At 64.4% G+C, this 21,326-nt stretch carries 21 protein-coding genes; 2 read left to right on the top strand and 19 right to left on the bottom strand.

Translation table 11 applies throughout. From position 1 onward, the window contains the following. Positions 1-419: 419 nt before the first annotated feature. The 16 genes from BLR71_RS07045 to BLR71_RS07120 all read right to left on the bottom strand — a co-directional run bounded on the left by BLR71_RS07045 (position 420) and on the right by BLR71_RS07120 (position 14,450). The gene (locus BLR71_RS07045; RefSeq protein ID WP_092524543.1) at positions 420-1,256 is read right to left on the bottom strand and encodes a sulfurtransferase; all 837 of its coding nucleotides are present in this window, start codon (positions 1,254-1,256) and stop codon (positions 420-422) included. 95 nt (positions 1,257-1,351) lie between these two features. Beyond that, positions 1,352-3,649 (bottom strand): ATP-dependent helicase, encoded by a 2,298-nt coding sequence (locus BLR71_RS07050; protein ID WP_092524545.1) that lies wholly within the window; start codon positions 3,647-3,649, stop codon positions 1,352-1,354. After that, positions 3,646-4,206: a DUF1285 domain-containing protein gene (locus BLR71_RS07055; RefSeq protein WP_092524547.1), complete on the bottom strand. Its 561-nt coding sequence runs from the start codon at positions 4,204-4,206 to the stop codon at positions 3,646-3,648. The genes BLR71_RS07050 and BLR71_RS07055 overlap by 4 nt, the downstream gene beginning before the upstream one ends. Positions 4,207-4,236: 30 nt before the next feature. Continuing rightward, entirely contained in the window at positions 4,237-5,064 is an 828-nt protein-coding gene (locus BLR71_RS07060) for a TatD family hydrolase (RefSeq protein WP_092524549.1), read from the bottom strand. A gap of 41 nt (positions 5,065-5,105) precedes the next feature. Next, a complete protein-coding gene (locus tag BLR71_RS07065) occupies positions 5,106-5,441 on the bottom strand; it encodes a PilZ domain-containing protein (protein WP_092524551.1) in 336 nt (111 codons plus the stop codon). Between the two features lie 38 nt (positions 5,442-5,479). Then, positions 5,480-6,475, bottom strand: coding sequence for a DNA polymerase III subunit delta' (locus BLR71_RS07070; protein ID WP_092524553.1), 996 nt, complete (start codon positions 6,473-6,475; stop codon positions 5,480-5,482). Beyond that, entirely contained in the window at positions 6,472-7,140 is a 669-nt protein-coding gene (gene tmk, locus BLR71_RS07075; protein ID WP_092524555.1) for a dTMP kinase, read from the bottom strand. Before tmk ends, BLR71_RS07070 begins: the two co-directional genes overlap by 4 nt. A 13-nt stretch (positions 7,141-7,153) precedes the next feature. Further along, on the bottom strand, positions 7,154-8,161 hold the full coding sequence (mltG, locus tag BLR71_RS07080) for an endolytic transglycosylase MltG (protein WP_092524557.1): 1,008 nt from the start codon (positions 8,159-8,161) through the stop codon (positions 7,154-7,156). 34 nt (positions 8,162-8,195) lie between these two features. After that, positions 8,196-8,999 carry an aminodeoxychorismate lyase gene (pabC, locus tag BLR71_RS07085; RefSeq protein ID WP_092524559.1) on the bottom strand — a complete coding sequence of 268 codons (804 nt, stop codon included), beginning with the start codon at positions 8,997-8,999 and terminating at the stop codon, positions 8,196-8,198. A gap of 7 nt (positions 9,000-9,006) precedes the next feature. Then, positions 9,007-10,245 carry a beta-ketoacyl-ACP synthase II gene (gene fabF / locus BLR71_RS07090; protein ID WP_092524560.1) on the bottom strand — a complete coding sequence of 413 codons (1,239 nt, stop codon included), beginning with the start codon at positions 10,243-10,245 and terminating at the stop codon, positions 9,007-9,009. A 230-nt stretch (positions 10,246-10,475) separates the two neighbouring features. After that, a complete protein-coding gene (acpP, locus tag BLR71_RS07095; protein WP_016414620.1) occupies positions 10,476-10,709 on the bottom strand; it encodes an acyl carrier protein in 234 nt (77 codons plus the stop codon). Positions 10,710-10,837: 128 nt separating this feature from the next. Continuing rightward, entirely contained in the window at positions 10,838-11,617 is a 780-nt protein-coding gene (fabG, locus tag BLR71_RS07100; RefSeq protein ID WP_422730761.1) for a 3-oxoacyl-ACP reductase FabG, read from the bottom strand. A 9-nt stretch (positions 11,618-11,626) separates the two neighbouring features. Continuing rightward, positions 11,627-12,580: an ACP S-malonyltransferase gene (gene fabD / locus BLR71_RS07105; protein ID WP_092524562.1), complete on the bottom strand. Its 954-nt coding sequence runs from the start codon at positions 12,578-12,580 to the stop codon at positions 11,627-11,629. 20 nt (positions 12,581-12,600) lie between these two features. Then, entirely contained in the window at positions 12,601-13,683 is a 1,083-nt protein-coding gene (gene plsX, locus BLR71_RS07110) for a phosphate acyltransferase PlsX (protein ID WP_092524564.1), read from the bottom strand. Positions 13,684-13,719: 36 nt separating this feature from the next. Beyond that, positions 13,720-13,890, bottom strand: coding sequence for a 50S ribosomal protein L32 (rpmF, locus tag BLR71_RS07115; protein WP_092524566.1), 171 nt, complete (start codon positions 13,888-13,890; stop codon positions 13,720-13,722). A gap of 32 nt (positions 13,891-13,922) precedes the next feature. Next, complete coding sequence (locus BLR71_RS07120) at positions 13,923-14,450, bottom strand: YceD family protein (RefSeq protein ID WP_092524568.1); 528 nt, start codon at positions 14,448-14,450, stop codon at positions 13,923-13,925. 127 nt (positions 14,451-14,577) lie between these two features. Between BLR71_RS07120 and BLR71_RS07125 the strand changes: the two genes are divergently transcribed. Beyond that, the gene (locus BLR71_RS07125; RefSeq protein ID WP_092524571.1) at positions 14,578-15,189 is read left to right on the top strand and encodes a Maf family protein; all 612 of its coding nucleotides are present in this window, start codon (positions 14,578-14,580) and stop codon (positions 15,187-15,189) included. 3 nt (positions 15,190-15,192) lie between these two features. Here BLR71_RS07125 and sppA read toward each other — a convergent pair whose 3' ends face one another. The 3 genes from sppA to BLR71_RS07140 form a co-directional block, all read right to left on the bottom strand. Continuing rightward, complete coding sequence (gene sppA / locus BLR71_RS07130) at positions 15,193-16,275, bottom strand: signal peptide peptidase SppA (RefSeq protein WP_092524573.1); 1,083 nt, start codon at positions 16,273-16,275, stop codon at positions 15,193-15,195. Positions 16,276-16,431: 156 nt separating this feature from the next. Further along, the gene (locus BLR71_RS07135; protein ID WP_092524575.1) at positions 16,432-17,082 is read right to left on the bottom strand and encodes an HAD family hydrolase; all 651 of its coding nucleotides are present in this window, start codon (positions 17,080-17,082) and stop codon (positions 16,432-16,434) included. Positions 17,083-17,126: 44 nt separating this feature from the next. Then, entirely contained in the window at positions 17,127-18,074 is a 948-nt protein-coding gene (locus BLR71_RS07140; protein WP_092524577.1) for an RluA family pseudouridine synthase, read from the bottom strand. Positions 18,075-18,669: 595 nt separating this feature from the next. Here BLR71_RS07140 and rne point away from each other — a divergent pair. Then, positions 18,670-21,326 (top strand): ribonuclease E (gene rne, locus BLR71_RS07145; protein ID WP_245696372.1); only part of this gene is annotated, 2,657 nt, incomplete at its 3' end.

Below are 21,326 nucleotides of genomic sequence, written 5' to 3' on the forward strand. Positions count from 1 at the left end.
GTCTGATACATTGCTGCGCTCGGAATCCTGACCGCCGGCGGTACTCTGATCGCCGGCCCGGTTGGTGTCTTCACCTAGCAGGCTACCCCGATATCTAAGCCGCTCAGAGCGGCAGAATCGGCATGCAGGGCGAGCGATTTCGCCGGGACGCCGGCGCAGCGAGAGCCGGACAGCGCGAATCGACAGGGATGTCGATTCAGGGCCGGCAAGAGGGACCTTGTTCCGGCCCGAGCGGGTCGCCCGGCTCGCGAAGCGTCGGGGTTTCGTCCCGGTGTCAGCGAGCCGTTCTGTGCCGATGGCCCCCAAGAGCAGGACTCATAAAAACGCCCCGAAGGTTGGATTGGGTGTCCAACTTTCGGGGTGCAGTTCACACTCGGCCTGCGGGGCGTTTTTGTTACGTCTTGCGGGCGTCGCCGGGCTCAGTCGCCGGTGGCGATGAGTCGGTCGGGGTCGCGAATCCAGTCGCTCCAGGAGCCGGCATAGAGCCGTGGCAGGGGGCGTCCGGCGATGGCGTAGGCAAGAATGTCATGGCAGGCGGTCACGCCGGAGCCGCAGTAGGCGATCAGCTCGCCGTCCGTCTCGGCATCGACGTCCTCCAGTTCGGCGGCAAGCTGCGTGGCCGGCTTGAAGTGCCCGTCGGCGGCCAGATTGTCGGCACTGGGCCGACAGCAGGCGCCGGGAATATGACCGGCCACCGGGTCGATGGGCTCGACCTCACCGCGAAAGCGCGCCAGCGCCCGGGCATCCACCAGCGCCGAGTGCCCCGGCGTGATGTCGGCAGCGCTCACCAGGGCGCCGTCGTCAAAGCTCGGCCGCCAATCGCTGGGAGCATGAGCCACCCCCTCGCCTGACTCGAGCGCCCCGCCGCTGGCCTGCCAGGCCAGCAGACCGCCGTCGAGTACGCGCACATCGGCATGACCCGCCCAGCAGGACAGCATCCACCAGGCTCTGGCAGCGGCAAGCTGGCCGCCCATATCGTCATAGACCACCACCGGCACATCCGGCGTGATCCCCAGCCGCTGGATCACCGCCGTAAAGGCCTCATGGCTCGGCAGAGGGTGGCGACCGCCCTCGCCTGCCGGCGCCGACAGATCATGCTCCAGGGCCAGGTGCTGGCTGCCTGGCAGGTGGCCGTCACGCCACAGGGCTCGCCCGGCGTCAGCGTCATCGAGCCGGGCACGACAATCGAGCAACAAGGGTGGACGTGATGACGCCTGGGCGGCGGCAAGGGAAGCACTATCGATCAGTGGGTTCATAGCATGTCTCTCTTGACGGGCTCTTGACGGGTTCTTGGCGGGCCCGTCACAGGCGACTGACAGGCTCCCGGCGAGTTCCAGGTATGACTCCCGCCCTATTCGGTGACCGGCGCTGCCGACAGCGGCTCGATGGGGGCACGGTTGGCAATCAGCCGGCGCTTACCAGCCTGGGCAAAACGGACTTCGATGACCGGGTCCCGCGGGTCACCCTCGACGAGGTCCACCTCTCCCTCACCGAATACCGCATGTCGCAGGCGCTGGCCAACGCTGAACAGGAAGCCAGCCCCCGGCTCGCCGACGCTGCCTCCGTGGCCGGGAGCGGCGTCGGTCCTGATCGTCACTGGAATCGAGCGCCCCTGGGCGGCAAGATAGCGCTCGGCCAGGGCCGGCTGCTCCACCTCGAGCGGTGCCGGTACCGGCGGCTCGGCGACACACTCACCATGTCCCGCGTTCCGTGTAGTGCCATGAGGCGTGCCGTGAGTCGTGCCATAGGCACTACCCTCGTGCAGCGCTTCGGCCAGTCGCTGGCAGTCCTGCCAAGCGGTCTCGGCGATAAAGCGGCTGGGCCGGTGCTCGCCGCCGTCATGCAGCATCAGCAAGCGCTCACGGGCGCGCGTGATGGCGACATAAAAGAGCCGGCGCTCTTCCTCGAGGCGCTCATCGCTGAGCGGATTCTCGCGGCTGTAGTGGGGAAAATCTTCTTCGTTGGTGCCCCACAGGGCGACGAGCGGCCATTCGAGGCCCTTGGCGCCGTGCACGGTGGTGATCAGCACGCCATCCTCGCGACTCTCGACCGGCTCGCGCAGCAGCGCAATGAAGGCGTCGGGGTCGTGGGCTAGCTCGCCGGCCTGTTCGATCAGCACGTCGAGCAGGCGCACATCCTCCTCGCCCTTCTCGCGGCGGGCCGCGGCGCGCTTGAGGACCTTCTCGGCGTCCAGCCGCTCGACCACATGGGTAAGCAGCTTGGCCGGCGGCCAGGCCTTCAGGCGCGGCAATTCACAAAGCAGCTCCCAGCGCCGCTTGAGGTTGCGACGTTGCAGGGGCTTGAGGCTCTGCAACAGCGGGTCCTGGCGATCCGGCCAGCTCTGGGTCTCGGCCAGACGCTGCGCCAGGGCGCCGAGCCGCTCCCGAGCCACGAAGGGCGTGGGCTGGGCAAGCAACAGCTCGAGATGGCCGGGATCCTTGAGCAGGTCGGGCTGGCGGGCCAGCATCAGATAGCCTGCCAGGGCCTGTACCAGCGGCAGGCAGAACACGAAGCGGTCGTCACGGGACAGCCGGAAGGGAATGCCGGCCCGCAGCAGGGTCAGTTGCACCGACACCGACAGCGCCCAGCTGCGCACCAGCACGCAGCTCTCCGAGAGCATCCGGCCCTGACGCTGCCAGCCGGCGAGTGCCTCGGCGAGCCGCTGCCCTCCCTGTGCGACCTGAAGCGTGGTGATGGGGTTGTCGGGAATCGCCAGGCACAGCTGATCCGGGCGACGCCGATTGGCGGCGATGGCGTGATTGGCGGCCAGCGCCAGGGCATGGCCATGGCGGAAGGTGGTCGACAGCGGATAGTCCCGCGCCTCGCCGAAGGTGGCCGTGAAATCGTCGAGCATGGTATCGGGGCGGGCCCCGCGCCATTCATAGATGCACTGGTTGGCATCGCCCACCGCCATGACCGCCGCCGTCTCGCCGGCCAACAGGGCCAGCAGCCGCTGCTGGGCGGCATTGATGTCCTGATACTCGTCGATGATCACTTCATCGAGGAAGCCCTGGACCCGCGCCTTGAGTGCCGGCTCCCGCTCCAGCGCCTTGAGCGGGCGATACAGCAGGTCGGCGTAGGTCATCTGCTGATGGTCGGCGAGCAACGTCTCGACGGTATCGAAGGTCTCGACGAAGTGGCCGGTATCGGCGCCGTAATCGAGGCGCTCATGCAGCTCGCCGGGGTCGGCGAGTTCGGCCTTCACCAGCTCGCAGAAATGCCCGAATGTCTCCAGGCGGTCGGGCTCCAGGGCATCCTCGAGTCGGCTCTGATCGCCGGCCAGCGTCTGCTGCACGGCCTGCCGCAACAAGCGCTCGCGCTGCCAGTCGGCGGCCAGCAACTGGCGCGGCGCCAGGGCTCCCCAGCGGGTCAGGCTCTGGGTCAGACGATGGCCCAGCGAATGAAAGGTGCGTACATCGGGCAGCGGCGTGCCGGCCGGCGCCTGGGCCACCAGCTTGGCGGTAAAGTCCTCGCGAGCGGCGCGGTTGAACATCAGCACCAGCATGCGTCTGGGCGGCACGCCGGATGCGAGCAGGTGCAGCACTCTGGCCACCAATGTGGTGGTCTTGCCGGCGCCGGCCACGGCCGCCACCCGCGCATGCCCACCGGGGTGACCGACCACCGCTTGCTGCTCCGCGGTCAGCCTCACGTGCCCTCCTCGGAAAACCGGCCCAGCGGCTGCCAGACGCCGGCACTCTCGATACCAAGCTCCTGTTGGGGGGCGCCATCCTCGTTGACCGTCCGGCTCTCGGCCTGCTCGACCAGCCGATAATAGACATTGCGATGCAGCCGCGCCGCCAGACCAAAACGCACCGGCACTGACGGAATATCCTGATCCAGGCTCAAGCGATGATCGCCATCCAACGTTAGCCGATCGCCGACGTTGGTGGTCAGTGTCCAGACGCCGTCCTGGTGGTCGGCATCGACAATCAGGAAGGCACAGTCCTCGACCGCGATCCGCCACTTCTCGACCGGCGTTATCAGGTAATGCACCCCATCGTCCTCACGGCGCAAAATGGTCGAGAGCAATCGCACCAGTCGGCCACGCGCGATGGGCTCCCCCTCGTGCCACCAGCGGCCGTCGGCTCGGATGCACAGATCCATCTCACCCGACAGCGGCGGGTGCCAGTCCTCGAGCGGCGGAATCGCTCCATCGCCCTCGATATACCCCAGCAGGGGCTCTAGCGGCGGGTGATTGATCGGCATCGGTTGTCCTCCTCGACGGCGACGACGGGCTCAGATCAAACCGGATTGAGCCAGGGATTCTCTGACGTCGTCAGGCGCCTCCGGCACGGCGGCACGGAAGAGACGGTAGAAATTGGCGGTGGTCTGCATGGCCACTTCGTCGACGCTGATGCCACGCTCCTCGGCGATGCATTCGGCCACCTCGACGACCCACTGAGGCTCGTTGGGCTTGCCGCGGTGCGGGACCGGCGCCAGATAGGGACTGTCGGTCTCGATCAGCAGGCGATCCAGCGGCACCTTCTGCGCCAGCTCGCGTACCGCCTTGGCATTGCGGAAGGTGACGATGCCGGACAGCGAGATGGAGAAACCGTGGCGAACCGCCTCCCGCGCCATGTCCAGGTCCTCGGTGAAACAGTGCAGCACACCGCCGACATTGGGGTCGGTGTACTCACGAATCAACGCCAGGGTGTCTTCACGAGCTTCACGGGTATGGATGATCACCGGCAGCTCGAGTTCGGTGGCGGCCATGAGATGGCGGCGAAAGCGCTCGTACTGCACCTCCTGGGATACGCCATCGTAATGATAGTCGAGACCGGTCTCGCCGATGGCGACCGCTTCATGACGCTCGGCACATGCCTTGATGGATTCCACCGTCGGCTCGTCGGCCACTTCGTGCAGCGGATGCACACCGGCGGAGATCACCACGTCGTCATGGGCGCGGGCGATCTCGGCGAGCCCGGGTACGTCCTCGAGGGTCACGGCGATGGCCAGGAACTGTCGCACATGGCGGGCTCGAGCGGCATCGAGTGCGGCATTCAGGTCGCCGTCATGGGCGCTCAGATCGAGACGATCGAGATGGCAGTGGGAATCGACAAACATGGGTCACTCGGTCAGCGAAAAAGAGGGAAAACGAGACAACATCACAGGGTATAGGTCGGGGCGCCCTTATCGAGCTGGCCGGCCAGCAGCGTCTCGATGTGGTTGCGCACGCCCTGGTCCTCGTCACGGAAATGCAGGCCTATGCCCGGCACCCGCCGCCCTGTGACACCCGGGGGCGAGACCCAGACCACCTGTCCGGTAACCGGGTAGCGCTCTTCATCGCCGGGCAGGGTCAGCAACAAAAGGACTTCCTGATCAAGCGTATAGCGCTCGCGGGTCGGCACGAAGATACCGCCCCGCTGCAGAGAGGGCATGTAGGCAGACAGCAGGGTCGGAAGATCCTGAATCGTCAGTGACAGCGCTTTCTGACCGGACATGATGACTCCTCGTGGTGAAAAGGACGACGCGATGGGCGCTATGAGCGCAGCAGTGCCGACCAGCGCACCAGCCAGGCTTCCAGCACCAGTTGGGGATTGGGGTTACCGCCGGAGGCCAGCAGGCGGCGCTGCTCACGGGCGAAGTCGAGCAGCCTGAACCAGTCGCGCACTCGCGCATTCTTGACGGCTTGACGATACAGCGGCAACAGATCGGGATTGCGCAACGCCACAGTGCCCCCCGACAGCCCCAGGCGGATCAGGTCCTCCAGCCAACCGATACCGTACCACAGGATGGCCTCTACCGATTGGCCGGCCAGTCGCGAGGCTTCGGCCACCGGCTCGGCGCCCCGCACCAAGGCATCGAACAGCTCATGCAGGGTCTGGCGCAGTTGACGGGCCTCGCCGGTCGCGAGATCGCGGGCCAGTAGCGGCAGCCCACCGGCCACCTGCAACCAGAAGGCAGCATCCTGATGCTCTCCCAGCGCCTCGGCGAGCCAGGCCTGGCACGCCTGCGGCTCCGGCGTGGCCAGCCGCCACTGCTGACAGCGCGAGCGCACGGTGGGCATCAGTCGTGAGGGAATCTCCGCCAGCAGCACGAACAGGGTGCTGGCACCGGGCTCCTCGAGGCTCTTGAGCAAGGCGTTGGCAGCGGCCACGTTCATGGCCTCGGCGGGCTCGATCACGATGACCCGATGGCCACCCTGCTGGGCCGTCTGATTGACGAAGGCATTGACCTCGCGAATCGGGTCGATGCGAATCTGACGCCCCTTGTCGGCCGGGCTTACGCGCTTCAGGTCCGGATGATAGCCGGAGGCCAACATCGCGCAGCTATGGCAGTGGCCGCAGGCAAGATCGCCGGGATGGTGGCAAAGCGTGCGAGCGATCAGCGCCTCGGCAAGCGCCTGAGGCCCGACGCCCTTGGGCCCGGACAGCAGCAGCGCGTGGGGCAAGCGACCGCTATCCTGAAGCTCGACCAGCTGCCGCCATCGCGCCGTCTGCCAGGGAAGCGGCGCCGGCATCGTATCGGCGCTCATTCCTCCCCCTTGGCCGGCCCCAGGCCCAGTTGACGCTCGAGTGCTGCGACGATCGAGGCCTGAACGGCTTCGAGCGTTTCACCGGCGTCGATGACGGCGAAGCGCTCGGGGGCGGCGTCGGCTCGAGCAAGGTAGGCGTCGCGCACCCGGGTGAAGAACCCCAGCCGCTCACGCTCGAAGCGATCGCGCTGCCCGCCCTGGCCGTCAATGCGCGAGGCCAGGCGTTGCTGGGCGGCATCGGCTGGCATATCGAGCAATAGCGTCAGGTCCGGCGTCAGCTCACCCTGTACCAGGTGTTCCAGGGTGGCGATACGCGCAGGATCGAGGCCACGGCCGCCGCCCTGATAGGCAAAGGTCGCGTCGGTGAAACGATCGCAGACCACCCAGGCGCCGCGGTCGAGCGCCGGGCGAATGCAGCGCGCCAGGTGCTGAGCGCGTGCCGCAAATACCAGCAGCAGCTCGGCATCGTCATCCAGCGGCTCATCGACATCTGGATCGAGCAACAGGTCACGAATGGCCTCGGCGCGAGGGGTGCCTCCGGGCTCACGGGTGCGCACCACCTCGATGCCTCGCTCCGCGAGATAACGGCACACCAGCTCCACGTTGGTGGTCTTGCCTACGCCTTCGCCGCCTTCCAGGGTGATAAAGCGTCCGCGGGTGTCCATAAGGCTCCTGGCGTCAGCGGTTGAGAATGTAGCGCCGCACTGCGGCATTATGCTCGCGCAGGGTACGCGAGAAGTGATGGGTGCCGTCGCCCTTGGCCACGAAATACAGGGTGTCGCCGGGCGCCGGATCCACCGCGGCTTCGAGGGCCGCACGCCCGGGCATGGCGATCGGCGTCGGCGGCAGGCCATCGATCATGTAGGTGTTGTAGGGCGTGGCCTCACGCAGGTCGGCCCGGGTGATATTGCCGGCATAATCGTCGCCCATGCCGTAGATCACGGTGGGGTCGGTCTGCAGGCGCATGCCGCGTTCCATACGACGTGCGAAGACCCCGGCAATTTCACGGCGCTCTTCGCTTGCCCCGGTCTCGCGCTCGATCAGCGAGGCCATGATCAACGCCTCATACCGGTTATCGATGGGTAACGGGCGCTCCTTGTCGCGCCCTTCCCAGACTTCATCGAGAATGGCCACCATGCGCTCATGGGACTGGCGCAGGATCTCCATGTCCGTGACGCCCTTGTGATAGCGGTAGGTATCGGGGAAGAACCAACCTTCGGGATACTCGCCTTCGCGACCCAGCGCTGCCATGATCTCGTCATCGCTCATGCCCTGGGTCTCATGAACCAGTTTCTCGGCCTCATTCAGGCGCTTGCGCATTTCCGCGAAGGTCCAGCCTTCGGGAATCGTCAGCGGATAGGTGACCACCTGGTCGCTGCCCAGGAGAGCCAGCGCCTCACGGCCGGTCATCCCCGGCTCGAGCCGATACTCGCCCACCTTGAGGCTGGGCACTGCCGCAGGATCGAGGCGGGTCAGCAGGCGAAACGCCCAAGGATCCTCGAGAATACCGCGACTGGCCAGATCCAGTACGACCTGGTGAAAGCCGGCGCCGGCAGGCACTTCGTAGAGCGTCGGCTCACTGATATTGATCGGCTCGACCAGACGACTTTCCCAGTAACGATAACCACCGAAGGCCAGCGCAGCCGTCACGGCTAGCAGGGCCAGCAGAATTTTTCCCACTCGCATGATGTCTCCTCAAGGAACCGCCGCCAGCCGGGAATTAGGGCAGCGACGGGTAGCCCAGCAGGCGCTGGGCGTCGTTCTGCAATCGGCGATGCGTCTCGCCAATCGTCCAGGTGATGAGCGCATGGCCATTGCTGTCATCGAGCCGTGTTACTGGCCACAGACCTTGCAGGGAGTTGCCCAGCCACAGCGCCTCGGCCTGCTCGAGACGCTCAGGCATGGCCTCGACTTCCGCGATCGAGCGCTCGGCGAGCAGCGCTTGGCGCAGGGTGCCGGCGACACCGCAGCGATCGAGCCGCGGCGTTTCCAAGCGCCCGTTGCGCTGCCAGAAGAGGTTCATGCAGGTGGCTTCGATGATCCGCCCGTCGCTGTCGCAAAGCAGTCCCTCGGCAACATCGGGGTCCGACCACTCGTTGCGGGCCAGCACGTTTTCGAGGCGGTTGAGGTGCTTGAGCCCGGCGACCCGCGGCTGAATCCCCAGTCGCAAGGCACAGTGGCGAACCCGCACCCCCTCACGCCAGCGCGCTTCGGCGGGGGCAAACGGCAGGTGCTGCACCAGCAGGCGCGGCTCGGGATCGGCCGGCGCCAGATAGCCCCGCCCGCCGCTACCGCGCGTCACGATCAGCTTGAGCACGCTCAGTCCGGCCGGCGCCCGACCAGGTAACGCATCCAGTTCGTCACGTTGCGGCGCAGGAAAGCCCAGCCGCTCGCAGCCGCGAGTGAGGCGCGCCAAGTGGGCATCCCACAGCAAGGGAGTGCCGTCTCGAACCAGCACCGTTTCAAAAACGCCATCGCCATAGGCCAGACCACGGTCATTCAGCGGCAGCACTGCCTCACTCATCGTTGACTCAGATCCGAGTAAAGATCAGCGAGCCATTGGTACCGCCGAAACCGAAGGAGTTCGACAGCGTGGTGTCGATCTTCATCTCGCGGGCGGTGTGCGGCACGTAATCGAGATCACAGCCTTCCTGGGGGTTGTCCAGGTTGATGGTGGGAGGCGCCACCTGATCACGAATCGCCAGCACGCAGAACACCGCCTCGACGGCGCCGGCGGCACCCAGCAGGTGGCCAATCATCGACTTGGTGGAGCTGACGGCCACGGATTTGGCGCCCTCACCCATCACCTTCTGCACGGCTCGGCTCTCGGCCAGGTCGCCGGCCGGCGTGGAGGTGCCATGGGCGTTGATGTAATCGATGCTGGCAGGGTCGATGCCGGCATCGCGAACGGCGTTGCGCATCGACATGGCGGCACCGCTACCGTCTTCCGGCGGTGCCGTCATGTGATAGGCATCGTCGCTCATGCCAAAACCGGAGAGCTCGGCATAGATGGTCGCCCCACGCGCCTTGGCGTGCTCGTATTCCTCCAGCACCATGATGCCGGCCCCGTCGGACAGCACGAAGCCGTCGCGGTCCCGGTCCCAAGGGCGACTAGCGGCGCTAGGGTCGTCATTGCGGGTCGATAGTGCCCGCGCCGCCGAGAAGCCACCCAGGCCCAGCGGCGTGGTGGCCATTTCCGCCCCGCCGCAGACCATGACGTCGGCATCGCCGTAGGCGATAGTGCGCGCACTGTACCCGATGTTGTGGGTACCGGTGGTGCAGGCGGTGGTAATGGCGATATTGGGGCCCTGGAAGCCGTGCTGGATCGCCAGGTTGCCGGAGATCATGTTGATGATCGAGCCGGGCACGAAGAACGGCGAAATACGGCGCGCCCCGCCCTTGTTGAGGGCGTTGTGGTTATGCTCGATCATCGGCAGCCCGCCAATACCGGAGCCAATCGCCACACCGATCCGGTGCGCGTTGTCCTCGGTGCACTCAATGCCAGCATCGCTGATGGCCTGTCCGCCGGCGGCAATGCCGTACTGGATGAACAGATCCATCTTGCGCGCGTCCTTGGGGTTCAGATAAGGACTGATGTCGAAGTCCTTGACCGACCCACCGAAGCGCGTATTGAACCCGCTGGTATCGAAATGTTCGATGGCGGCAATACCGCTTTTGCCGGCGACAATGTTCGCCCAGCTCTCATCGACGGTGTTTCCTACGGGCGTTACCAGACCAAGCCCGGTCACCACGACCCTTCTACGAGGCATCAGCTTCCCTCCAGACTATTCAGGTGGCATGCCTCAGCATACCGGCGTTGCGGGAATTATACCTGAAGTCCCCGGGGGTGTGTCTCCACCCAGGGCTCCCGCATGCTGCCGGCACATCGGCATGGCGCACCAAAAAAAACGGGAGCCACCCATCGATAGCCAGGGTGGCTCCCGTGTCAGGTCACTTATGTGAACCTGGCGACCATTGAGGTCGCGATCTCAACACCCGATTACTGGTGGGCGTTGACGTAGTCGATCGCTTCCTGAACGGTGGTGATCTTCTCGGCTTCTTCGTCGGGAATTTCGGTATCGAATTCCTCTTCGAGCGCCATCACCAGCTCGACGGTATCAAGAGAATCGGCACCGAGATCTTCGGTAAAGGAAGAGGTGTTCTGGATGTCTTCTTCCTTGACGTTCAGGCGCTCGGCCACAACCTTCTTCACGCGCTCTTCGATGGTGCTCATTAGTTACTACTCCAGTCGTTCAAGATAGCCGTTAACTTACAGCCGGATAGAATCCGCAAGCCCAAAAAAGCTGCGGGGTAGTGTATAGACCGCCAGGGGCCTTCGCAACATGAGAGTCGGCCAAGCCGTCAGCGCATGTTCATGCCGCCGTTGACCTGCAGTGTTTCGCCGGTAATGTAACCGGCGGCATCACTGGTCAAAAAGCCCACGGCCGCAGCAATTTCCTCGGGCTGACCAAGACGGTTCAGCGGAATCTGTGACATCAGGGCTTCTTTCTGCGCCTGCGGCAGCGATTCCGTCATGTCGGTGGCAATGAAGCCAGGTGCCACATTGTTGACGGTGATGTTGCGCGAAGCAACCTCACGTGCCAACGCACGGGAGAAACCTTCCATACCAGCCTTGGCCGCAGCATAGTTGCTCTGGCCAAGATTGCCCATGGTCGCGACCACGGAACTGATACTGACGACACGCCCAAAGCGCGCTTTGGTCATGCCGCGAACGCATGCCTTGGTGACGCGGTAGAGAGACTTGAGGTTGGTGTCGATGACATCATCCCACTCGTCTTCCTTCATGCGCATCAGCAGATTGTCACGGGTGATCCCGGCATTGTTAACCAAGATCGTCGGTGCGCCGAACTCATCGCCAATCGACTTGAGCAGCGCATCGATGCTGTCCTGGTCAGTCACGTTGAGCTTGCGACCCGCACCCTTGATGCCCTGCTCCTTGAGGTAGGCATCGATGGCCTCGGCACCATGATCGCTGGTAGCCGTGCCAATGACGATGCGACCCTGACGGCCAAGCTCGAGGGCGATGGCACGACCGATGCCACGACTGGCTCCCGTCACCAGGGCAATTCTAGTTTCGCTCATATTCCAATCCGCATTATTGCTGTCATCTTGAGGCGACATGCCTCCACCTTATTCGGTAGCGGCACTTCGCGCCAGTTCGAGTGCGCTTTCCAAACTGTCCGGGTCGTTAACGGCCAGGCCTTTGGTGGAACGATTGATGCGCTTACCCAGGCCGGTCAACACCTTGCCGGGGCCGCACTCGATAAATACTTCGGCACCCTGCTCTGTCATGTTTTCGATGCATGAGGTCCAGCGAACTGGCTGATAGAGCTGCTCGACCAGCCGGGTGCGCAGCGTATCGACGTCGGCATGAGCCTGGGCGTCGACGTTCTGAACGACCGTGTAGCGCGGGGGGCGCATCTCGATATCGCTCATGGCGCTGGACAGGCGTTCGGCAGCAGGACGCATCAGCTCGCAGTGTGAAGGCACCGAGACCGGCAGCGGCAGCGCGCGCTTGGCACCCGCCTGCTGGCAAAGCGCAATAGCGCGATCGACCGCAGCCTTGCCGCCGGCGATCACGACCTGTCCTGGCGCATTGTAGTTGACCGCAGCCACTACCTCACCCTGAGCCGCCTCGCGACAGGCCTGCTCCACGGCAGCGTCCTCGAGGCCAAGGATGGCCGCCATGCCACCGGTACCCGCCGGCACGGCTTGCTGCATGGCCTCGCCACGCAGTTTGACCAGACGCACCCCTTCGGCGAAGGGCAGCACGCCTGCACAAACCATCGCACTATACTCGCCAAGGCTGTGGCCCGCCATGGCGCCAGGGCGCGGACCTTCCAGCTCCTGCCAGACACGCCAGATGGCAACGCTTGCCGTCAGCAGTGCCGGCTGAGTGCAGGCAGTAGCGTCCAGATGTTCAGCAGGTCCTTCCTGGACGACATGCCAAAGATCGTAACCCAGGGCGTCGGAGGCCTCTTCGAAGGTGGTTCGTACCACGCTGTATCGTTCAGCCAGCTCCCGCATCATGCCTACTTGCTGGGAGCCCTGCCCCGGGAACACGAGGGCCAGGGATTGCGTCATGACTTTCACCTTTACGTCTTCTATTCGTTGGTCTGACAACGGGCATCCGTCCCGCTATCGCCTCGATCGCACGCGACCGACGCGATAACAGGACGCCTCTCACTGAGCTCGTGAGCCAGCTGAGACGGCAAGTCTTCTCTAACTTCTTGCATGGCTCGTGAAATGGCATGAGCAAAGCCGATGGCATCGGCACTGCCGTGGCTCTTGACCACGATACCGCCCAGCCCAAGCAAACTGGCGCCGTTATAGCGTACCGGGTCCAGTTCGCCGCGCAGACGACGCAACGCAGGGCGCGCCAGAAATCCTACCAACCGGCTTCCCCAGTGCGCCTCGAAGGTCTGCTGCACACGCTGAATGAGCATTCTTGCCAGCCCTTCGCTTGCCTTGAGCACAGCATTGCCAACGAAACCGTCGCACACTACCACATCTACATGGCCAGAGTAGATACCATCACCTTCGATAAACCCACGGTAATCCATGTGGTTAAAATCGCGTAAGCGTGCATCCGCTTCGCGGACGCTGGCGGTCCCCTTGGTTCCCTCGATACCCACATTGAGCAGCGCGACCCGCGGACGCTCCAGGCCATCGATCCGACGCGCCATGACTTCACCCATCAGCGCGAAATCGACCAACCGCCCGGCGTCAGCCTCGACGTTGGCCCCCAGATCCAGCAGGTAGCAATGCCCTTTGCCCCGAGTCGGCACGGCCGTGCTGATCGCCGGGCGTGGAATACCCGCCACCGTTCCCAATGCACGACGCGACAGCGCCATCAGGGCGCCCGTATTACCGGCCGATACCGCTGCCTGAGCCTCACCCGAGGCCACGCAATCGAGCATCATCGAAAGGCTCGAATCCTTGGATCCGCGCAGAACGCTCGAGGGCTTGGCGTCTTCGGCGACGACAGCAGGGGAATGGTGCAGAGTCAGGCGGGAAAGCGAGGATGCATCGCCTCGCGGCAGCTGTGCGAGTGCTTCATCGAGGGCGGGCTGCTGGCCGAACAGGCTCAAATGCAGCCGAGGATGGGCCTGAAGAGCCCTGACGGCGGCTGACACGGTGGCACGGGGACCGAAGTCCCCGCCCATCGCGTCGATGGCGATTCTCACGTCAATACGCAGAGCGTCGCCGGCCGAAGCACTGACTTACGCTTCGACGACCTGACGACCACGGTAGAAACCGTCCGCAGCCACGTGGTGACGACGGTGAGTGGTGCCGGTTTCCTTGTCCTGGGACAGGGTCGGGCCGGTCAGTGAGTCGTGGGCACGACGCATGCCGCGCTTGGAACGGGTTTTACGGCTCTTTTGAACTGCCATGGGATTTCACTCCAGAGTGCATCGATGATCTATCAGGATTTGCCTTTCAAGGTGCGCAGCACATCGAAAGGACTATCAGCAGGCGTTGCCGAGGCCTCGGACGCGTCGCCGCTGCTCAGCTGGTCTGATGAAACGCCACACTGCGCCTCATCGTGGTAAATCACCTGCGGCAGACTGAGGATCAACTCATCCTCGATCACCGTCAGGAGATTCAGCTGTTCGTCTTCCACCACTACCGGCTCGTGTGTACTGGGCAGATCGGCGGCAAGCGCGTCGCTGCTGACCACACCCAACAGGAAATGGCTACTGACGTGGGTCGGCATTGGCTCCAGGCAGCGCCGGCAAGGCAACTGCACGTCGGCTTCCAGCCGCCCCTCGATCACTCGACGCCCTTGAGTATCGATGGAGAAGTCCAACCAGACTTGGCAATCGCCCTGCTGGGGTCCGGCATCTTCAGCGAGACGCGCAAACGCATCGAGCGGCACAAGGCCTTCGAGATGTTCGGCGTTGGCGGCGAGCCGATGTGGCTCGACCTTCAAGGGAAGTCGTGTGGTCAACATAGGCGCGCAATGATAGGCACTCCCCCGCCGGGTGTCAAAACATCCTGGCAAGGCGGTATGCTTGAAGGCCCGAGGGGCACGCTCGATCGCCTGAACACCTGCCTTTATTGACTCCGATGGAGACCGCATGACACGCCTGGTTCTTGCCTCAAGCTCCCCCTGGCGCCGCCAATTGCTCGAACGACTGGGACTACCCTTCACCTGGGCAAGCCCCGAGATCGATGAGGCGCCTCTCCCCGCAGAAGCGCCCGAAGCCCTGGTGCATCGCCTGGCGCTGAGCAAGGCCAGCCGCCTGGCCGAGACTTTTTCTCATCATCTCATCATCGGCTCCGACCAGGTGGCGGTGTTCGAGGGCGAGATACTCGGCAAGCCCGGCAGCGAAGCCGCCGCCCGCACCCAACTGCTACGCTTTTCAGGCCAGCGCGTGCGATTTCTGACGGGGCTTGCCCTGCTCGATACCGCCGGCGCTCGACACTGGCTCGGCCACGACAGCTATGACGTGGTGTTTCGTCACCTCGAAGAAGGCGAGATCGCCCGCTATATCGCTCGCGAGCAGCCGCTGGACTGCGCCGGCAGTTTTCGCATGGAAGGCCTTGGCATCACCCTCTTCGAGCGCCTGGAAGGCGATGACCCCAATAGCCTGATTGGCCTGCCACTGATTCGGCTATGCGCCATGCTAAGAGAGGCCGGCCTCGATCCACTAGGCCCTTCAACTACCCTTGAGGGCGACCAGCCATAATCCTCAGTAGGCTTGATAGCGCAGCGGTGACTGGGCCTGAGGCAGCCCCATCCACTCGGCCGCCACCCGCCCAAAGCGCCGAGTCAGGCGATCGAAGGGGTCGAGGCTCGGGGTGTAGTCCTCGAGGCGAGGCGCGTCCAGGCGCGCCCGCGCCACGCCGTCCAGGGTGTCCAGCCGATCCACCAAACCAAGCGGAACGGCCTGCTCGCCGGTCCACACCAAGCCGGAAAAGAGCTCGGGGTCATCGGCGAGTCGCCCACCGCGGCCGGCCTTGACGTCATCGATGAACTGACGATGGGTGGTGTCGAGCACGTCTTGCCAAAAGGCCCGCTGGCTAGCCGAAATGCCTTTGAAGGGGTCGAGGAACGCCTTGTTATCGCCTGCGGTAAAGACCCGGCGCTCGACACCCAAACGGTCAATGGCTTCCTCGAGGCCGAAGCCAGCGAAGATCACCCCGATAGAGCCCACCAGGCTTGCCGGTGCCGCGACGATCTCATCGGCTGCCGAGGCGATATAGTAGGCGCCGCTGGCACCGATATCCTCGATCACCGCAATGATCGGCTTGTCGCCCTGATCCCTCAGCCGCATGATCTCTTCATAAATGCGCTGCGACTGCACCGGGCTGCCGCCAGGGCTATTGATATGCAAGATCACCGCCGTTGCGTTTGGTGCCTCCCAGGCACGCCTGAGCCCATCGATAATGCGCTCGGCGTTAGCCGGCGACTGGCTATCGATCACCCCTTGGACCTCGACGACCCCCAAGTGCTGCGCCGCCATCTCCGACGGCTGCGAGGCCCGAAAGAGGCTATAAAAGGTCGTCGCGATCATGGTCAGGATTAGCGCGGCAAACAGGAAACGGAAGAACAGCTTCCAGCGACGTGAACGCCGCTGCTCGGTCAACACACCACCGATCCAGCGGTCCATCATCTCGAGCTGGGCAAGGCGCTGGCGTTCGCGCAGGGTCTCGGCGCCTTCATCGCCCTCGGGCCCGGCACTCTTGGCATCTTGCCGCCTGGCGTGCTGGGCTTCTTCTCGGCTCAGCTCCGGCCCCTGGGTCCATGGATCCTGCGATTTATCGTCACTCATGGGCATCCTGCTCGAGATCAAAAATGGCGTGGTGACACCATAATGGCATTTTCCCACCGGTGTCATCGCGATGCTCAGCGCATCCCACGAAAACGGCGGCCTTTCGAAACCGCTCACGCCGGCTCATCGCGGCCGCATTAGCTCAGCCACACCGGCTCAGCCGTGAAGCCAGTCGATCAGTTCGGGAAAGCTGTCAGCGGTAAAGGTTGGGTGACTGGCGGCCAGTCGCTGGCGATCATGCACGCCATAGGTCATGGCGACACGATCCATCGACAGCGCCCGCGCCATCTCCAGATCATATTCCGTATCACCTACCATCACGGCGTCGCTCGCCGATACGCCGAACTCTTCAAGAAGCTCTTCGAGCATCCGTGGATGCGGCTTGGAGCGCGTCTCATCGGCCGTGCGGCTGGCATGAAACCAGGCTCCGCTGCCGTTCTCGGCAAAGATCCGATCGAGCCCACGGCGACTCTTGCCGGTGGCTACCGCCAAACGCATGTCGGGGCGCTCGCGCAGCCTCGCCACCCCAGCCTCGACGCCGGGGAAAAATGACAGGGGCTCGGCCTCGGCGGCCACGAAGCGCTGTGCATAGCACTCACGCAGTCGCTCGGCCTGTTCGGCGCCGATCCCCGGGCACATCCGGCCGATGGCCTCCGGCAGGCCAAGACCGATGATATCGCTTACCGCTTCGCCGGCCAGCTCGCCCCAGCCCGCGTCCTGGGCGGCGGCCTGCATGCAGGCGACGATGCGCGCCTCGGAATCCATCAGGGTGCCATCCCAATCGAAGATCACCAGTCGGTAACGCATAACCCTCCTACTTGCTTGCCTGCTTGAAGATGAAGATGACGGGATCAGGACTGCTTGCGGGCGCGATCCAGCACCGCATTGAGCTCCTCGCCGAGCGGCGCCTTTACGTGTACCGGGCGCCCGCTGTCGGGCTCGGGAAAGGTCAAGGCTGCGGCATGCAGGAAGAGCCGATTGAGCCCCAGCCGTCCGGCCAGCGCCTCACCGCTGCGAGTACCGTACTTGTCATCGCCCAACAGCGGATGACCGGCATGGGCGGCATGGACGCGGATCTGGTGGGTCCGCCCGGTCACCGGCTCGGCCTCGATCAGGGTGGCGTTGGAGAAGGTCTCGCGCACCCCGAAGCGGGTCCGCGAGACCTTACCCGCCGGATCGACCCGCACGCGGCGTTCACCATTGCCGGCCTCGAAGCGGTCCAGCCGCGCGCTGACATAGTCGCGCCGGGCCGGCCAGCGGCCGGCCACCAGCGCCAGGTACTGTTTATCCATCTTGCGCCCCTTGAGGGACTCGTTGAGGGACAGTAGCGCAGGACGTGACTTGGCCAACAGCAGACAGCCCGAGGTATCCCGGTCCAACCGATGCACCAGCTCTAGGAAGTCCAGATCCTCGCGAACCTGGCGCAGGGCCTCGATCAGGCCGATCTTGACGCCACTGCCGCCGTGCACGGCGAGCCCCGAGGGCTTATTGATCACCAGCCAGCCCGGCCCCTCAACCAGCACGCTGCCGGCCAGCAGGTTACGCAGGTTGTCACTGACCTCGCGCACCGCCTCTTCCGGGGCCAGCCGCAGGGGCGGCACACGCACCAAGTCGTTGAGCTCAAGGCGATAGTCGACCTTGACCCGCTTCTTGTTGACCCGCACCTCGCCCTTGCGCACGATCCGGTAGATCAATGCCTTGGGCGCCCCTTTCAAGCGGGTACGCAGGAAGTTGTCGATGCGCTGTCCTACCTGGCCCTCGGTGACCTCAATCCACTGTACTTCTCGCCCCTCGGCCATTCGTTACTCCGTATCACCTGGTCATGTCTTGCGCTCGATAGATTGATCCATTCTACCGCACCGACGCCCTCACTGCGCCAATTGCTGCTATTGGGCATTACTGTTATATTTCCAGTTCGCTCAAATGGGGCTAATAGCGCCCCAGTACGGCGCCTGCACCTCAGACAAGCAGGCCAGAGCCACGAATCAGGCCGCCACGACGACTGCCCGAAGCAGGGTCGCGGCGCCACTGTAAGAAGAAAGCGAAACTTGAACGCCACGCCCGGACCCCGGGCCGTTCCCAAGACGGGACGACCCGCAGGCCACGGGAATACTCAACAGCGAGCCGGAGGCCGGCGTTGGCGAATCGATGTATGCCAGGTGTCTGGTGGTAGACCGCGGGGCCGGCAGGGCGTGATGCCCGCCGAAACATGTCCCGCCACCGCCGCGTACTCAACATGATCACGCTCGAACAGTCACGGGTCCTCCCCACTGCCCGAGCCGGGCGCACAAGCATCCGCGACATGCGCTGAGCACAAGCACGCAGCACCCAGAGGTTCGCCTTCGTCGACCGCTTAACGGGCGCCATCCGGTGCGCGCCAGCAAGCGAGACAACATGAAACGGATGCTCATCAACGCGACCCAGCCAGAAGAGCTGCGGGTCGCTCTGGTCGATGGACAACGCCTTTACGACCTGGACATCGAATCCGGTGCCAGAGAACAAAAGAAAGCCAATATCTACCGCGGCAAGATCACTCGCGTAGAACCCTCCCTCGAAGCCGCCTTCGTCGATTTCGGCGCCGACCGCCACGGTTTCCTGCCGCTCAAGGAAATCTCCCGCGAGTACTTCGTCAAGGAGCCCAGCGGGCGCCCCAACATCAAGGAAGTGCTCAAGGAAGGCCAGGAAGTCATCGTCCAGGTCGATAAAGAAGAGCGTGGCAACAAGGGCGCCGCACTGACTACCTTCATCAGCCTGGCCGGACGTTTCCTGGTCCTGATGCCCAACAATCCGCGGGCAGGTGGCATTTCTCGGCGCATCGAAGGCGAAGAGCGTGCACAGCTCAAGGACGCCATGGGCCAGCTCACCCTGCCCGACAAGATGGGCGTGATCGTGCGCACCGCCGGGATCGGCCGCTCTTCCGAAGAGCTGCAGTGGGACCTGGACTACCTGGCTCAGGTGTGGGAATCCATCACCGAAGAAGCCGGCAAGCGCCCTGCCCCCTTCCTGATCTACCGCGAGTCCAACGTCATCATTCGCGCCATGCGCGACTACCTGCGCAACGACATCGGCGAGGTATTGATCGACAGCCCCGAGGTGCATGAAGAAGCGCTGGCCTTCATCCGCCAGGTCATGCCCTCCTATCAGCAGAAGATCAAGCTGTACGCTGACGAGGTGCCGCTGTTCTCGCGCTTCCAGATCGAATCCCAGATCGAGACCGCCTACCAGCGGGAAGTGAAGCTGCCTTCCGGTGGCTCGATCGTCATCGACCACACCGAGGCCCTGGTGTCCATCGACATCAACTCGGCGCGCGCCACTCGCGGTAGCGATATCGAAGAAACCGCGCTGCAGACCAACAGCGAAGCGGCCGATGAAATCGCCCGCCAGCTGCGCCTGCGCGATATCGGCGGCCTGGTGGTCATCGACTTCATCGACATGAGCCCGGCGCGCAATCAGCGTGAGGTCGAGAACCGCATGCGCGATGCCCTCAAGCTCGACCGCGCCCGCGTTCAGATTGGCCGGATTTCCCGCTTCGGCCTGATGGAAATGTCGCGCCAGCGCCTGCGCCCCTCGCTTGGCGAGACCAGCGGCGTGGTCTGCCCGCGCTGCGACGGCCAGGGCACCATCCGCGACGTTCGCTCGCTGTCGCTGTCCGTCATGCGCCTGCTCGAAGAAGAGGCGATGAAGGAGCGTAGCGCCCAGATTCGCGCCATTCTGCCGGTACCGGTGGCGACCTACCTGCTCAACGAGAAGCGCGCCGTACTCGCCGAGATCGAGCGCCGCCAGGGCGTGCGCCTACTGGTGCTGCCGAACCCGGAGATGGACACCCCTCACTACGACGTCCAGCGACTGCGCGACGACCACGTCGATGAGGACGAGTCGGTCAAGTCCAGCTACGAGCTTCCCACCGACACCGAAGTCGGCAAGGAACCGGATGCGAGCATCGCCAAGCCGATACAGCGCGCCGAAGCCGCGGTCAAAAGCGTGGTCCACACCGCACCGGCCCCTGCTTCGCTGCAGGAAGCTTCTGCCTCCCCCGAGACCAAGGCACCCGCCGCTGCCACTCCCGCGCCGGCAGCCGACGAAAGCGGCGTGATCTCTCGTCTGTTCAAGGGCCTTGGCAAGCTGCTCGGCAGCGGTGAAGCCTCTTCCGCCGCAACAAGCAGCCAAGCCACTGGCGGCAAGCAGCAGGCCGAACAGCGCCAGACGAACGATCGCGACCAAGACCGCGATGGCGAGTCTCGCCAGAATGGCAACAACCGTGGCGGTCGAGGCGGACGCAGCGGCAACAACCGCCGCGGACGTGACGACAACCGCAATCAGGGCAACAAGAAGCCGGATAACCGCGGCGACAGCAACAGCGATAACCGTGACGCCAAGCCGGAGGGCCGTGGCGACGGCAACCGCCAGGGCGGCAATCGTGGCCGGGGACGCCAGGACGACGAGCGTCGTCAGCAGAAACCCTCGTCCAAGAGTCAGGGTGACAAGCCCCAGAACGACAAGCCCCAGGCAGATAAAGGCCAGTCCGAGAAAGGCCAAGGCGACAAGAAACCGAACCAAGGCGAGCGCAAGGACAAGCCTCAGCAGGCGCCCAACAAGAAGCCGCAGTCCGCTGACAAGTCTGGCCAAGGCGAGCAGCCTGCGGCCAAGGACAATGCCAAGAGCGACGGCAAGCCCAAGCGCACCCGCAACAACCCGCGCAACCGCACCCGTAAGCAGGCACTAAACCCGCAAGCCGAAGCCGAGCAGAAACGCCTGCAGGCCGAAGCGCAGCAGGCCGGCTCTGAAGCGCCGCAGCAAGAAGAGACGAAGGCCGAAGCGCCCAAGCAGGAAACGCCGAAGGCCGAAGCGCCGAAGCAGGAAGCGCCTAAGCAAGAGACTCCGCAGGCCGACGCGCCCAAGCAAGAGACGCCTAAGCAGGAGACGCCGAAGGCCGACGCGCCCAAGCAGGAGACGCCGAAGGCCGAAGCGCCCAAGCAAGAGGCGCCGAAGCAGGAGGCTCCGCAGGCGGAAGCGCCCAAGCAAGAGACGCCGAAGCAGGAGGCTCCGCAGGC

This window comes from Onishia taeanensis (assembly GCF_900100755.1).
Lineage (GTDB): Bacteria > Pseudomonadota > Gammaproteobacteria > Pseudomonadales > Halomonadaceae > Onishia > Onishia taeanensis.

Bases quoted from the DNA above. Each gene is read 5' to 3' on its own strand.
- BLR71_RS07045 (WP_092524543.1), bottom strand. From the start codon at position 1,256: ATGAACCCACTGATCGATAGTGCTTCCCTTGCCGCCGCCCAGGCGTCA.
- BLR71_RS07055 (WP_092524547.1), bottom strand. From the start codon at position 4,206: ATGCCGATCAATCACCCGCCGCTAGAGCCCCTGCTGGGGTATATCGAG.
- BLR71_RS07060 (WP_092524549.1), bottom strand. From the start codon at position 5,064: ATGTTTGTCGATTCCCACTGCCATCTCGATCGTCTCGATCTGAGCGCC.
- BLR71_RS07065 (WP_092524551.1), bottom strand. From the start codon at position 5,441: ATGTCCGGTCAGAAAGCGCTGTCACTGACGATTCAGGATCTTCCGACC.
- BLR71_RS07070 (WP_092524553.1), bottom strand. From the start codon at position 6,475: ATGAGCGCCGATACGATGCCGGCGCCGCTTCCCTGGCAGACGGCGCGA.
- tmk (WP_092524555.1), bottom strand. From the start codon at position 7,140: ATGGACACCCGCGGACGCTTTATCACCCTGGAAGGCGGCGAAGGCGTA.
- mltG (WP_092524557.1), bottom strand. From the start codon at position 8,161: ATGCGAGTGGGAAAAATTCTGCTGGCCCTGCTAGCCGTGACGGCTGCG.
- pabC (WP_092524559.1), bottom strand. From the start codon at position 8,999: ATGAGTGAGGCAGTGCTGCCGCTGAATGACCGTGGTCTGGCCTATGGC.
- fabF (WP_092524560.1), bottom strand. From the start codon at position 10,245: ATGCCTCGTAGAAGGGTCGTGGTGACCGGGCTTGGTCTGGTAACGCCC.
- acpP (WP_016414620.1), bottom strand. From the start codon at position 10,709: ATGAGCACCATCGAAGAGCGCGTGAAGAAGGTTGTGGCCGAGCGCCTG.
- fabG (WP_422730761.1), bottom strand. From the start codon at position 11,617: ATGTCGCCTCAAGATGACAGCAATAATGCGGATTGGAATATGAGCGAA.
- fabD (WP_092524562.1), bottom strand. From the start codon at position 12,580: ATGACGCAATCCCTGGCCCTCGTGTTCCCGGGGCAGGGCTCCCAGCAA.
- rpmF (WP_092524566.1), bottom strand. From the start codon at position 13,890: ATGGCAGTTCAAAAGAGCCGTAAAACCCGTTCCAAGCGCGGCATGCGT.
- BLR71_RS07120 (WP_092524568.1), bottom strand. From the start codon at position 14,450: ATGTTGACCACACGACTTCCCTTGAAGGTCGAGCCACATCGGCTCGCC.
- BLR71_RS07125 (WP_092524571.1), top strand. From the start codon at position 14,578: ATGACACGCCTGGTTCTTGCCTCAAGCTCCCCCTGGCGCCGCCAATTG.
- sppA (WP_092524573.1), bottom strand. From the start codon at position 16,275: ATGAGTGACGATAAATCGCAGGATCCATGGACCCAGGGGCCGGAGCTG.
- BLR71_RS07135 (WP_092524575.1), bottom strand. From the start codon at position 17,082: ATGCGTTACCGACTGGTGATCTTCGATTGGGATGGCACCCTGATGGAT.
- BLR71_RS07140 (WP_092524577.1), bottom strand. From the start codon at position 18,074: ATGGCCGAGGGGCGAGAAGTACAGTGGATTGAGGTCACCGAGGGCCAG.